Source organism: Oscillospiraceae bacterium MB08-C2-2 (assembly GCA_035621215.1).
GTDB lineage: Bacteria > Bacillota > Clostridia > Oscillospirales > Ruminococcaceae > WRAV01.
Genome location: CP141729.1, coordinates 1,234,848 through 1,247,711, shown reverse-complemented (window position 1 = coordinate 1,247,711; position 12,864 = coordinate 1,234,848). Strand labels below are relative to the sequence as shown.

At 47.4% G+C, this 12,864-nt stretch carries 11 protein-coding genes and 1 tRNA gene; 6 read left to right on the top strand and 6 right to left on the bottom strand.

Going from position 1 to position 12,864, the window contains the following annotated elements; translation table 11 throughout:
- Positions 1-137: 137 nt before the first annotated feature.
- Positions 138-395 (top strand): sporulation transcriptional regulator SpoIIID, encoded by a 258-nt coding sequence (gene spoIIID, locus U6B65_05560; GenBank protein WRS28599.1) that lies wholly within the window; start codon positions 138-140, stop codon positions 393-395.
- Between the two features lie 299 nt (positions 396-694).
- Here the strand turns inward: spoIIID and U6B65_05555 are convergent, their stop codons facing one another.
- From U6B65_05555 to U6B65_05545, 3 genes are all read right to left on the bottom strand, one after another.
- On the bottom strand, positions 695-1,117 hold the full coding sequence (locus tag U6B65_05555) for a flavodoxin (protein ID WRS28598.1): 423 nt from the start codon (positions 1,115-1,117) through the stop codon (positions 695-697).
- Positions 1,118-1,178: 61 nt separating this feature from the next.
- Positions 1,179-1,745, bottom strand: a complete 567-nt coding sequence (locus U6B65_05550; protein ID WRS28597.1) for a DUF3793 family protein — start codon at positions 1,743-1,745, stop codon at positions 1,179-1,181.
- Positions 1,746-2,047: 302 nt separating this feature from the next.
- Positions 2,048-2,395, bottom strand: a complete 348-nt coding sequence (locus U6B65_05545) for a DUF898 family protein (GenBank protein WRS28596.1) — start codon at positions 2,393-2,395, stop codon at positions 2,048-2,050.
- Between the two features lie 672 nt (positions 2,396-3,067).
- Between U6B65_05545 and U6B65_05540 the strand changes: the two genes are divergently transcribed.
- The 5 genes from U6B65_05540 to U6B65_05520 all read left to right on the top strand — a co-directional run bounded on the left by U6B65_05540 (position 3,068) and on the right by U6B65_05520 (position 9,107).
- Complete coding sequence (locus tag U6B65_05540) at positions 3,068-4,759, top strand: peptide ABC transporter substrate-binding protein (GenBank protein WRS28595.1); 1,692 nt, start codon at positions 3,068-3,070, stop codon at positions 4,757-4,759.
- 255 nt (positions 4,760-5,014) lie between these two features.
- Positions 5,015-6,034 carry an ABC transporter permease gene (locus tag U6B65_05535; protein ID WRS28594.1) on the top strand — a complete coding sequence of 340 codons (1,020 nt, stop codon included), beginning with the start codon at positions 5,015-5,017 and terminating at the stop codon, positions 6,032-6,034.
- Positions 6,031-7,086, top strand: coding sequence for an ABC transporter permease (locus U6B65_05530; protein WRS28593.1), 1,056 nt, complete (start codon positions 6,031-6,033; stop codon positions 7,084-7,086). Before U6B65_05535 ends, U6B65_05530 begins: the two co-directional genes overlap by 4 nt.
- A 10-nt stretch (positions 7,087-7,096) precedes the next feature.
- Positions 7,097-8,191: an ABC transporter ATP-binding protein gene (locus tag U6B65_05525; protein WRS28592.1), complete on the top strand. Its 1,095-nt coding sequence runs from the start codon at positions 7,097-7,099 to the stop codon at positions 8,189-8,191.
- Positions 8,178-9,107, top strand: coding sequence for an ATP-binding cassette domain-containing protein (locus tag U6B65_05520; protein WRS28591.1), 930 nt, complete (start codon positions 8,178-8,180; stop codon positions 9,105-9,107). The genes U6B65_05525 and U6B65_05520 overlap by 14 nt, the downstream gene beginning before the upstream one ends.
- A 97-nt stretch (positions 9,108-9,204) precedes the next feature.
- Here the strand turns inward: U6B65_05520 and U6B65_05515 are convergent, their stop codons facing one another.
- From U6B65_05515 to U6B65_05505, 3 genes are all read right to left on the bottom strand, one after another.
- Complete coding sequence (locus U6B65_05515; GenBank protein WRS28590.1) at positions 9,205-11,034, bottom strand: HAMP domain-containing methyl-accepting chemotaxis protein; 1,830 nt, start codon at positions 11,032-11,034, stop codon at positions 9,205-9,207.
- 553 nt (positions 11,035-11,587) lie between these two features.
- Positions 11,588-11,664: transfer RNA gene (locus U6B65_05510), tRNA-Arg, on the bottom strand.
- Positions 11,665-11,836: 172 nt separating this feature from the next.
- Positions 11,837-12,811, bottom strand: a complete 975-nt coding sequence (locus U6B65_05505) for a DUF4349 domain-containing protein (GenBank protein WRS28589.1) — start codon at positions 12,809-12,811, stop codon at positions 11,837-11,839.
- Positions 12,812-12,864: the final 53 nt, after the last annotated feature.

The window sequence follows — 12,864 nt, the reverse complement described above, 5'->3', positions numbered from 1 at the left end:
TGGCGTTTTTGTGTGCTTGTGTCTGCCTTCACTGAGAGAGCTTGCCATTCAGAACGTTGCAAGATTTTTTCAACATATATTCCCTTCCTGTCTGCATATATATTAGCATATTACTTATCATTAGGGAGGGTTACGTTTTGAAAGGGATGCCGGAGGAGCGAGCGATCAACTTGGCTCAGTATATCATAAAGCACAATGCAACAGTTCGCCAAACTGCAAAGAAGTTTAATATAAGCAAAAGCACTGTACATAAAGATGTGAGTGAGCGGCTGAAAACCATTAACGAATCCCTGTATAACAGCGTGAAGGTAGTTCTGGAACAAAACAAATCGGAGCGGCATATCCGTGGGGGAATGGCGACAAAAAATAAATATGAAAAGCTTCGCAAAAAGTAACTGCAGCTTGAAAAAGGAAGCATGGACTATGAAACAGAATATAAAAACCCCCGCCGGATGAAACGGTGGGGGTTTTGAACTATAGATACTATGCTCAGCATTAAAATTGTTAGGTTTTCTATTTCGTAATTCTTCCTGAGTCCAATTGACCTTTGGCGAAGGAATACCACCTTTTGTGCTTTGGCGGCGCAACCCCGAGGGGATATTGGGGCATGGGATGGCCCAATAGATTGTGTGGAAGCGCCTGCACGAACAAACCCCCGCCGGATAAAACGGCGGGGGTTTGTTCGTAAAAAAGATTACATAGAAGCGAGAGCTTTTCCGTATTCCTTGCAGGCTTCTGCGCTGTCACCCTCAGGGGTGAGGTTTACAATGATGCCTTCTCCTGCTACAACAGCACCGGCATCGTTCATGCGGGCAACCCAATCCCGCATCCACTGGCCATCGCCCCAATCGTAGGAGCCGAAAAGGCCAAGCTTTTTGCCGGAGACCTTATCAGCCAAGCTATCCACATAGGCGGCAAAGTCATCATCCAGAGATTCATCTCCCATGGAAGGGCATCCCAAAGCGGCGGCATCGGCAGAGGCAAAGTCCTCCACAGAGGCAGAATAGACTTCCTTAACCGTAACCTGAGCACCGGCCTCCCTGGCGCCCTCTGCGATCAGCTCTGCCATAGCCTGTGTATTACCGGTTCCGCTCCAATAAATAATCGATATGTTCATGCTGTTATACCATCCTTTCAAAAGTTAGCAATTGTAATGGGAATCATAGTAACGATCATGCTTATGAGGTATATGCCGCCACCGACTGCAAAGCCCGGCTTTTTGCCAAGTCAATGAGGGTGAACAGCTGCAGGGATTCTTTCACATCTCCATAAACCTTCCAGTATTTCCGCAGTTTATAATCCCGCCCTTTGTGAAGAATGAATCCCCGGACATCCGCCAAAGGGTAACCCAGAAAAATACCAATTTCGTGTGGATATTGGTGTATTTGGTATTGCTCCTTGAGAGAGTTCAGCTGATCGGCGAGGTATTCAGAGGCAGGATAGCCTCGGGAGGATAAAAACGCCTTAATTTCCGGGCGGTTTAGATGAGATTGAAGGGAAGCTGCTCGATAAAAGAGAAAAGTAGAAAAACCTTCTTTTGTTCGATAAACGCAAAATGCATCCAACCTTAAATCATCCAGAAGGGTATGCCCAACTTCTTCCCAGACAGTCTGCTCATCTTTGAACAGGTTAAAGAGCAGGGCGGGCTTCACGCCTTCAAGAACAGGAGCAGAAGCGCAATACAAACGTATGTAAAGTGCTTGAGCCGGGCTGCCCGAGGCAAAACGACTGCTGATTTTATGCATGGAGCCCCTCCTTTATATAAGGAATCAAAAGACACTCACAACTTGGAATTAGCCTAGGAAAACATATTGCCTAATATTAAAACCAAGCCGTTTTAGTTAGGTGTGGTTAACAAATAGAATATACCATAATCGCCTTGTTCTGTCAATATACTATTATATGTTTAAACGCCTTGGCAGGGTCAGAATTTTTTGGTTTATACAGCATCGTAAAAGCTACCAAGGTGGGATGATGCCTTTGTTTTTATCAATCAAAAAGAGCGCTGCGACTTGGTTTGTCACAGCGCTCTTTTGCTCAATCATACTTAATCGGCGTAAGTCGTGTTTTGGGCTACCCATTTTTCAAGGTTGATACAAGCCCAGAAGCCATAAATACCAAAGGTAACGGCAGTGAGCAGAAGCCATTTAATCCAGCTTCCAAAAAGGCCCATAGGAGTGCCAACAAATTTCAGCCTCCGGCCCTGGATAACCGTATGATCAATTTTCCAACCATAGACCATGCACAGGGCCCACGGAAAGCAAATGCTGAAAGTGAAGCTGCAAATCAGGCTGGCCAGAATACTCCGCCCGATAAACTGAAGAACCTCACCATCAAAATAGGAATTTCCAGTGTTGACTTGTGGTGTGCTTGTGTTGACTGTGGTTTCGTTCATGCTAAATCCTCCTCAAACAGTTTTTTCATCATTATAGTGAAATACATCGCTGTTATCAAGCTTAATTTGTACAAATAATCACTATTGTAAAATTATTGTATGATTGAATAAAAAAACTCATAAATTACCAATTTTTCTGAAAAATTTCTGTTACCAGATCAAGCCCGATAAAGATGCTCTCTTATAATAAGGTATAGCCGGTGCAAAACGCCTAGAATACACTCTGTTTTCATAGTTGTTGTGACGCTTTGGCCAATTACGCACTTCATTGTATTTACACTATAATAATAAAAATGCAATTTTTGGAGTGATCCAAACCGAAGTACGGCTAATTTTTTTTGGTTTTTTGAATTTTCGAACCGAAAATATACACATATGAAAATATGGGGGAATAAATCTGAATTTATCAATAAAAGACAGCGGTTTTTGTAAAATTTTGATTTATTTGAGAGCTGTGAGGGCAAAGCTTGCAAAGCATCCCTTTGACGCCGGATTCAGAAAAAACGTGCGTAAGACTTGACATTTTCTCTCCATAACTGTATAATTCAATAACAGAGCAAGGGCGCTCGTCTTGACATAACACAGGAGACGAGTGTTTTTTGTTGTTACGAGAGGGTGGCATTTTGCAACATGTCGCTCATGTTACTGCAAATGAGAGGAGATAATTTTTTTATGAAACTGAGCAAACGCTTAGCTTCGGGGATTCTGGCCGGTCTGATGGTACTTAGTCTTGCTGCCTGCGGTCAATCCTCAAATTCTGGAGGTTCATCGTCTTCTGCCGGAGCTTCCAGTGGAGCTTCTAATCAAACAAACGGCAACGTTCTGAATGTAATGGTAGAAGTCGAGGTTGCCAGCCTCGATCCGCAGATTGCTACCGATGGCACCAGCTTTGAAGTCATTGCTGATTTTACCGATGGGCTTATGCAAATGGATGAAACAGGCAAGGCTGTTTCTGCCATTGCTGAAACCTATGACCTGAGCGAGGATGGCCTTACCTATACTTTCCATCTGCGTGAGAATGCAAAATGGAGCAACGGTGAGCCTGTTACTGCTGCTGACTTCGTTTATGGCTGGCAGCGTGCTGCTGATCCCGCAACTGCCTCTGAGTATTCTTATATGCTCAGCGACATCGGCCAGGTTAAAAATGCTGCCGAGATTATTGCCGGTGAGAAGCCTGTAACCGAGCTTGGCGTAACCGCAGTGGATGAGAAAACCCTTAAGGTTGAGCTGAATGTTCCTGTTTCCTATTTCCTCAGCCTGATGTATTTCCCCACCTTCTATCCCATTAACCAAGCCTTTTATGAGGGCCTGGCAGATGGTACCTTTGGTACCAGCCCCAGCACTGTGCTCAGCAACGGCGCTTTCATTCTTGAGAGCTACGAGCCTGCTGCTTTGGCCTTTACTCTGACCAAGAACCCTGAATATTATGATGCAGCCAATGTGAAGCTGGATGGTCTGAATTATCAGGTTATCAAAGACAGCCAGCAGGCTTTCATGAGCTACCAGAATGGCGATCTTGACATTGTGAAGCTTAGCGGTGATCAGGTTGATCAGGTTGGTGAAGATCCTGAACTGAATGTGGTTGGTGCCGGTTACATGTGGTACATCACCCTGAACGGCCATAAGATTCCTGCTCTTGCAAATGCAAACTTCCGTCTTGCTTTGACCAATGCGGTTAACCGTGTTGCTATTGTCGAAGATGTTGTTAAGGATGGCTCTGTTGCCACCTATACCGCTGTTCCTCCCCAGTTTGCCGCCGGCCCGGATGGCAGCGATTTCAGCGGTGATCAGAATCTGTTTAAAGATGTCTGCTCCTATGATGTTGCTAAGGCCGCTGCGTATTACGAGAAGGCTAAGCAGGAGCTTGGACAGGATAGCTTTACTTTTGAATTGATGCTTGAGGATCAGACCGAGACCCAGAACGTAGCCGCTGTTCTGAAAGAGCAGATCGAAAGCGCTCTGCCCGGTATCACTCTGAATCTGAAGGTTCAGCCCAAGAAACAGCGTGTTGAGGATATTCAGTCCGGTAACTATGAAGTTTGCCTTACCCGTTGGGGACCTGACTATGCCGATCCTATGACCTACCTGAACATGTGGACTACTGATAATAACAACAACTATGGTCTCTGGAGCAATCCTAAGTACGATGCTATTATTGCTGATTGCACCACTGGTGCCTATATCACCGATGCAGAGGCTCGTTGGAAAGCTATGTATGAAGCTGAAAAGATCGTGATGGAAGAAGCGGTGATCGTGCCTTTATATACTAAGGCTGACGCCAATATGATTAAAACCGGCGTGTCGGGCATTGAGTTCCACCCTGTTGCTCTGAACCGTGTTTATAAGCGTGCGGTGAAGGGTTAACAGTACTGGCTTTCCCCAGATACTGCCTGCGCAGCGGCTTTGAATTCCTCAAGGCCGTTGCGCTTTTTTTGAGTATAATCAGTCGGTGGATTTTTAATACATATGGCTGTTTAAAAGTAGGTGGCAACGCTCGGTTGCTCCAATTATGATCAAAGCCGCTGAAAATGCGGCAAAACGCGGAGATTTGCCGCAGCTTCAAAATGGTTTTGCGACTGTTTTGCAGTAAAACTAGAAAAAACAGAAAGAGGGAACATCGTGAAACGCTATATCTTCAGGCGCGTGCTGATCTCTGTGTTCACCCTGCTGGCCATTACTCTGGTGCTGTTTACTCTGCTCCAGTTGATGCCGGGCTCGCCTTTTAATGATGAAAAGCTGACCAATGATCAGCGGGCGGTGCTGAATGCAAAATACGGTCTGGATCAGCCGCTTCATGTGCAGTTTGGCCGTTATGTGGTCAGGCTGGTACAGGGGGATTTGGGCGTCAGCTACAATATCAGCAAGAACACCCCCATCAGCCAGCTTATTGAAAGCCGTCTGCCTGTTAGCATTAAAATAGGCGGTATGGCTGTTGGTGCAGGCGCGCTGGTCGGGCTTCTGCTTGGTATTGTAGCCGCTCTTAACCATAACACTTGGCTGGACAGGCTCTGTACCGTTATTTCGGTATTGGGTGTATCGGTGCCCAGCTATGTGTTTGCTCTGACCCTCAGCTATAGCCTTGGCTTTCGGCTGAGCCTGCTGCCTATGCTTTATAGCGCCAAAGCACCGCTTGCTTCCGGGGTGATGCCCAGTATTGCTCTGAGCATGTTCACTCTGGCTTCCATTGCGCGGTTTACCCGCAATGAAATGCTGGAGGTTATGGGAAGCGATTATATGATGCTGGCGGAAAGTAAGGGTATTACAGGAGCACCGTTGATTGTACGCCATGCCATGCGCAATGCGTTGATTCCCATCATCACTGTTCTGGCTCCGCTGATCGTGGATTTGATGACAGGCAGCTTGGTGGTGGAAAAGATTTTTGCCATCCCCGGAGTGGGTAGCCTGCTGGTTACAGCGATACAGTCCAACGATTACAATGTGGTTATCGCACTTAGCTTTATTTACAGCGCCATGTACATTGGCATTATGCTGCTTGTGGATGTGCTTTACGGTATCATTGATCCCCGCATTCGTCTTTCCAAAAGTGGGGATAGTGAAGGCCCCGGCCGGTTAGGTTTTTTTGGCCGCTGGGCCCGTGTATTGGGTATACGCAAGGTGAAGGGCGGTGAGTGTGCATGAATGATACCGCGGATATTTCCCGGAAGGATACGGCCTTTTTGCCCAATGATTTTGAACTGATTGGCGGAGAGCCGGAAGCACACATTGACTCTGGCTTTTCAAGCGACAGTTACTGGAAAGATGTACAGCGCCGGTTTATAAACAACAAGGGTGCTGTGGCGGCTTTGATCCTGATTATCATTATCATGCTGCTGGCTGCTTTTGGCCCCAGCATGAGCGGCTACAATTACTCCGAGCAGGCCCTTTCCCAAAAGAACTTTGCCCCCAGAATCCCCGTTCTGGAGAATATGGGTATTTTCAACGGCAACGAATCTCTGCGCACCACCAGCGGCACCAAGTTGATCAACGGCTATCAGGATAAGAATCTGCCGGATGTTTATTATTGGTTTGGCAGTGACACTCTCGGCCGTGACATCTGGACCCGTGTATGGGAGGGCACCCGCATCTCCTTAGGTATCGCTGTGGTCAGTGCCGTTATTAACATGACCCTTGGCATGTCTTATGGCTTGGTTAGTGGTTATTTTGGCGGCCTTGTGGATAGCGGCATGCAGCGCTTTGCTGAGATTGTCAACGGCATTCCGCGGCTGGTTATAGTCACGCTGCTGCTTTTGGTTCTCAAGCCCGGTTTTTCCACCATTGTGCTGGCCCTTGTTATCACGGAATGGATCAGCATGAGCCGTATTGCCCGTGCAGAAATGCTCAAGCTCAAGGAGCAGGAGTTTGTTCTGGCGAGCCGTACCTTGGGAGCCGGCAGCTTTACGATTATTTTCCGGGAAATTCTGCCCAACATTATCGGGCAGCTTATCACCCAGCTGATGTTCAGCATTCCCACTGCTATTTTCACCGAAGCCTTTTTGAGCTTTGTGGGATTGGGCATTCCGGTACCCCAGTGCAGTCTGGGTTCGCTAATCAGTGATGCTTTTAACAGCTTCACCACCCACCCCTATCAGATCATTCCGCCGCTGGTTGTGCTGGCTTTGCTGATGCTGTGCTTCAACATGCTGGCGGATGGCCTCCGTGAAGCGTTTGATCCAAAACTCAAGGAAATGTGAGGTGCCGTATATGGAACAGAAAGCCAGAGAAAAAGTAATCGAAATACGGGATCTTTCCATTACCTTCAGCACCATGGCAGGTCCTTCCCATGCGATTCGCGGTGTTGATATTGACCTTTACCGGGGCGAAACTCTTGCCATTGTGGGGGAGAGCGGCAGCGGTAAATCGGTTACCATGAAGGCAGCTATGGGTATCTTGGCTAAAAACGCCACGGTAAATTCCGGTTCAATCCTGTATACCTATCGCCACGATAACGGCACCGCCAAAACCGTGGATATTCTCCAGCTGAAAAAGGCAGAAATGCGCCGCCACATCAGCGGCAAGCGCATGGCCATGATTTTTCAGGACCCTATGACCAGTTTGAACCCCACCATGCCTATTGGCAAGCAGATTATGGAGGGTATGCTGTGGCATGGCCGTGCCAACAAGCAGGAGGCCAAGGCCAAAGCCGTTAAGCTTTTGCAGGAGGTGGGGATTCCCGATGCTGAAAAGCGTATCAAGAATTACCCTCACCAGCTTTCTGGCGGTATGCGGCAGCGTGTGGTTATCGCCATTGCGCTGGCATGCGACCCGGATTTGCTGATCTGCGATGAACCCACCACCGCCTTGGATGTGACCATTCAGGCCAAGATATTGGAGCTGATCAAACGCATCCAGCAGGAGCGGGGCATCAGTGTTATTTACATTACCCACGATTTGGGTGTGGTGGCTAAGGTCGCCGACTATGTAGACGTTATGTATGCGGGCAAAATCGTGGAAAAGGGAACCGTTGAGGAGATTTTTTATGAACCCCGGCACCCTTATACCTGGGGCCTTCTCAGCGCCATGCCGGATTTGGATACCACCGATGAGCGGCTGTATACCATTCCCGGTTCGCCGCCCAATCTTCTGCATGGCGTGACAGGGGATGCCTTTGCGCCCCGCAACCAGTTTGCTTTGCATATAGACAAGCGTTTGGAGCCACCCATGTTTCAGGTCAGCGACACCCACTGGGCGGCCACATGGCTGTTGGATGAGCGTGCTCCCAAGGTGGAAATGCCGGCAGAGCTGCGCCAGCGTGTCCAAAGGATGAAGAGAGGAGGCGATCTGAATGCCGATCTCTGAGCCTATTTTGAAGGTTAAAGGCCTTAAGCAGCATTTTCAGATCAGCGGCGGCCACACGGTTCGTGCTGTGGATGGCGTGGATTTTGTGATTTATCCCGGCGAAACCTATGGCCTTGTTGGGGAATCCGGAAGTGGTAAAAGCACCATTGGCCGCAGCTTGATTCGTCTGTATGATCCCACTGCCGGACACATTGAGTTCGGGGGTATGGATGTTTCCGGGAAGATGACCCGGGGTGTTACCAGCCGGTTGCGCACCGAAATGCAAATGATTTTTCAGGATCCTATGTCCTGCCTGAATCCACGGAAAAAGGTGGGGGAGATTATTGGCCAGGGTCTGGAGATTCACCACATTGGCAAAAACACTGCTGAGCGCAAGGCAAAGGTAGCAGAAATGCTGGAAAAGGTTGGTCTTGCACCTGAACACGCCGATCGTTATCCGCATCAATTCAGTGGCGGCCAAAGACAGCGTGTGGGCATTGCCCGGGCGCTGATTATGAATCCAAAGCTGGTTATCGCCGATGAATGCATCAGTGCCCTGGATGTTTCCATTCAGGCACAGGTGGTTAACCTGATGAAGGATTTGCAGTCTCAGACTGGTACAACCTATCTGTTTATCGCCCATGATCTTTCTATGGTCAAGTATATTTCGGATCGAATCGGTGTTCTGCATCTGGGCCATTTGGTGGAAACTGGCACAACGGATGAGATTTTTGAGAATCCCATTCACCCTTATACCCAAAGCCTGCTCAGCGCAATCCCTCGCCCGAACCCGCAGGTGGAAAAAAGCCGTGAATCCAAAAGCTACGATGCAAAAGCAGAAGGCGTGGTATACAACAAGGGTGTTCAGCATCATCTGGGTGGTGAGCACTATGTTCTGGCCACACCGGAAGAGCTTCAGCGCTGGACTGCCAAGTAGAAATTCTTGATTTGGGTAAAATAGCTGAAATAAAAGAACCCCTTTTCCATCCGGAAAAGGGGTTCTTTTATTTGGAATATCCGATTGAGGAAGAGAACTAATATTTGCTGCCTGGGGCCAAAGAAATGCGGGATTCTTTGGAAACGTCATTAAAGAGCGGAGCAGGCTGCACCTGCATAGCAGCAAGTTTGGTGCCGGAAAGTTTAAACCGGTCTACCTCATGGCGCAGCATCTCTGCCTGAGCGGAAAGCTCTTCGCTGGAAGCGGAGCTTTCTTCCGAGGTGGCCGCATTGGTTTGGACAACCGAAGCAACCTGAGACAGACCCTGTGTAATCTGCTCAATAGCATAGACCTGCTGCGAAGAAGCTTTTTCGATTTCCTGAGTGGATTGTTCTATCAGTTTGGCCTTTTCCGCCACTTGTTCCAAAATTTCAGAGGTCTCAGCGGCAAGTTTTTCTCCCTCAGCGACCAAAACAGTGGAATGATCGATCAGCTCAGAGGTTTGCTTGGCTGCTTGTGCCGATTTTCCTGCCAGGTTTCGAACCTCATCCGCGACCACGGCAAAGCCTCTTCCGGCACTACCGGCACGAGCAGCCTCAATAGCTGCATTCAGAGCCAGAATATTGGTCTGAAAAGCAATATCCTCAATTACTTTGGTGATGTTGGAGATTTTCACGGAAGAATTACTGATATCTTGCATAGCCTCGTTGAGATTCTGCATGCAATCGTTGCCGGCTTTTATACCTTCATTTGCCTGCGCCACATATTCCGAGGCCTTTTTAACGGTGTCTGCATTTTTATTGGCCTGCTGCCCCACATTGCTGATAGAGGAGTTCAGTTGCTCGATGGTTGAAGCCTGCTGAGTAGCCCCGGAAGCAAGGGCCTGAGAAGCGCTGGAAACTTGCTCTGCGCCACTGCCCACCTGATCGGCAGATGTCTTAATGGCCAGCATGGTTTGGTTGAGAGCGGAGGCGGTATCAACCATAGCTTGCTTGATCTCATGGAAATCTCCAACATAATCTAAATCCACGGTAAAGCGCATATCACCTTTAGAAAGCAAGGTCAGCTTTTCGGCAATATCTTGGATATAGGCAACCAGCATTTCGTTGGTAGACCTAATGGTAGAAGCCATTCGGCCCAGCTCATCCTGCCCTTCATAGGTTACTTGATGATGCAGATTACCCTTAGACATCTCACCAAATACATATTCAATTTCTTTCACAGGGATAGCAATGGATTTCGCAACCAATGTGACCACAACTATTACAAAACCAAACGATACAACCAGAGATCCTATCAGGAGAATGGCAGAAATTTGCTTAGCCTGATTGGCTTGTTGGTTAAGTGCTGCCATACGGGCATCGATGGCTGCGGAAATTTCATTAACCACATCACCCATCTTAAGAGCATTGGGAACATATTCGGCTATCAGAAATGCCTTTCCTTTTTCATCAGAAACAGAGGTATTGGCATTGGCTAGCTCCAAAAGCTGCCTTTGACACTCATTATTGATCTGAATTATGTTGTCGATTTTCCCCAGTGATTCATCGCTGACGTTAGCATACTGTCTGATTTCTTCAAGGATCTCGTCAAGATTTTCCTTTTCGGATGTAATTTGATCGATATAAGCTTTCCGCTGGGTTTTATCACTTGTATCAAAGATTAAGGCTGCGTAGCGCTGAAGCGAAACATTGTAGCCATCAAGTGTTAAGATGCGTACAGTGTTGGGGAGAGCATCTTGCTGATAGCGCTGAACCTGTGAAAATATTATGTTCAGACTCATAAATGAAAGCAGGGTGGAAGCCAGCATTAAAACCAACACAGTACCAAAGCCTGCAATAAGCTTGCTTTTGATGGTTAGGTTTTTCATGAAGCCTCCTGTTTTCTTTTTGCGCTTCTTTTTTTCGGTATTGGTTGGGTTTTTCATCCGTGATTCCTCCAATTGTATTTTGTGATTTAGAATAGCCAAGGCTAACTAAAAAAATATCCTCCACAATGGGTGGAGGATGGGAGAATGTTTGCATAGGTCTTCATTTAATTCCTCCTTAATGTCTGTCTCAATGTATCCACTTGAAACAATATAAAAACAAGAAAAACCACACAGGAATGCTTTTATATTGCATGCGCTGGTGACAGTCTCCGCAGAATAGGGTTGCAGGTTTGCAGTATGCACTAAGTGAACAAACGAATGGATGAACAGGAGGTTTTGCCGTTTTTAAGCAATCTCCTAAATACATAGGGAATTACTTTCTTATAATACTATATATACTATATATACTATATATACTATATCCGGACACAAAAATCAACAAAATTCGACAATATATTAATGTTTTGTGACTATTGTAGGATCTTTTATAAAAATTCTAAGCAATACAATGGGAATTTTACCGGCGTTGTCTTAAGGTGATTGCCTATAGTATTGCTGTGCAAAACGCAAAGAGACCGTCTAATTACAAAAATTAGACGGTCTCTTTGACTGGCGCGCTTGAAGGGACTCGAACCCCTGACCCCTTGGTTCGTAGCCAAGTACTCTATCCAGCTGAGCTACAAGCGCAGATATTCAGGTCGTTTATGATCAATCGGCGCGGTGCTCTCCAATTGCTCAACAGATAGTATAATATCATTCCACGCTATAAAAGTCAAGCCTATACTGAAATTTTAATGGCTAAATTTGCAAAAAAATGCCGCCCCTGCCAAAGCAGAAGCGGCAACCAAAACGAGAAGTCTTATTGTTCGGGATTTACCGGCGGCTCAGGGGGAAACCCTTGTGTATGAGTTGGGGGGATTGGAGGAGCAGAGCGGCGTTTTTTTGCGCTCCGCCATGCAATGAGAAATACCACAAGGCCCACTGCAAACAAAACCAGCAGATAGGGCAGGGCCGCAGCCAAAGTGAGCACAAACAGCTGGCAGCCTCTTACAAAGCCATTCCAGGAGCTTCTAAGTGCTTGTCTCAGCTCCTGACCGAAGGTTTTAACCGGCGCTACCTGCTCTTGATATTCCACAACCTCAGAAAGCGTTATTTCCACTGTAGAAAGCTGAACCATGCTGTCTATCTTTTGCTGAGAGCCGGTGAGCGATTCGATTTCATAACGCACCTGTGAAAGCTCCTGCTCTACCTGAAACAAATCTTCAAGCCGGGCGGTTTTGGACAGCAGCTCAAGGAGACGCTCTTCCCGCAGGCGAAGAGCGCGAAGCCGGGATTCGGTATCAAAATATTGGTCTGTATAATCATCGGTGCTTTCCGAAACATCCAAGAGGTTAAAACTCTCTCCCATACGGTTCAAAAGTTCGTCCAGCTTGCCAGAGGGGATGCGCAGGCTGAAATAGGCCGTGCGGGGCTGGTTGCTTTGATTCAGGCTTTTACCCTGAATCCGGGAGTTTTGCACAAAGCCGCCCAACTGCTCGGTCAAAGCACGCAAATCCTCAAGCCCTTGATCGTAGGTCAGAGTTTCCAATGTAATGTTCATGTTGCGAACCAGCTTACGCTCGTAGCCGGAAGGGGCAGCTGTGGGACTGTTTACACCACTTTCCGTTGCTTCTGCAACCATCGGGCTTTCGGCAGCAGGAGCCGCCATATCCTCTCTTACGGCATAAGAGCCGGCCTGGGAGATGGTGGAAGTGCTGTAGCCTGAGCTGCCGCAGCCTGTCAAAGCAAACAGAACAGCCGTGAAGGCCAGCAAAAGAGCCAGTTGTTTTCTCATTGTATGCACCTCATTTTATAGTAGTAAGATTTTAGGATTGCTTTGGTCAACCA

Coding starts and splice junctions, on each gene's coding strand:
- U6B65_05505 (WRS28589.1), bottom strand. CDS start 12,811: ATGAGAAAACAACTGGCTCTTTTGCTGGCCTTCACGGCTGTTCTGTTT.
- U6B65_05540 (WRS28595.1), top strand. CDS start 3,068: ATGAAACTGAGCAAACGCTTAGCTTCGGGGATTCTGGCCGGTCTGATG.
- U6B65_05515 (WRS28590.1), bottom strand. CDS start 11,034: ATGAAAAACCCAACCAATACCGAAAAAAAGAAGCGCAAAAAGAAAACA.
- U6B65_05520 (WRS28591.1), top strand. CDS start 8,178: ATGCCGATCTCTGAGCCTATTTTGAAGGTTAAAGGCCTTAAGCAGCAT.
- U6B65_05545 (WRS28596.1), bottom strand. CDS start 2,395: ATGAACGAAACCACAGTCAACACAAGCACACCACAAGTCAACACTGGA.
- U6B65_05550 (WRS28597.1), bottom strand. CDS start 1,745: ATGCATAAAATCAGCAGTCGTTTTGCCTCGGGCAGCCCGGCTCAAGCA.
- U6B65_05555 (WRS28598.1), bottom strand. CDS start 1,117: ATGAACATATCGATTATTTATTGGAGCGGAACCGGTAATACACAGGCT.
- U6B65_05525 (WRS28592.1), top strand. CDS start 7,097: ATGGAACAGAAAGCCAGAGAAAAAGTAATCGAAATACGGGATCTTTCC.
- U6B65_05530 (WRS28593.1), top strand. CDS start 6,031: ATGAATGATACCGCGGATATTTCCCGGAAGGATACGGCCTTTTTGCCC.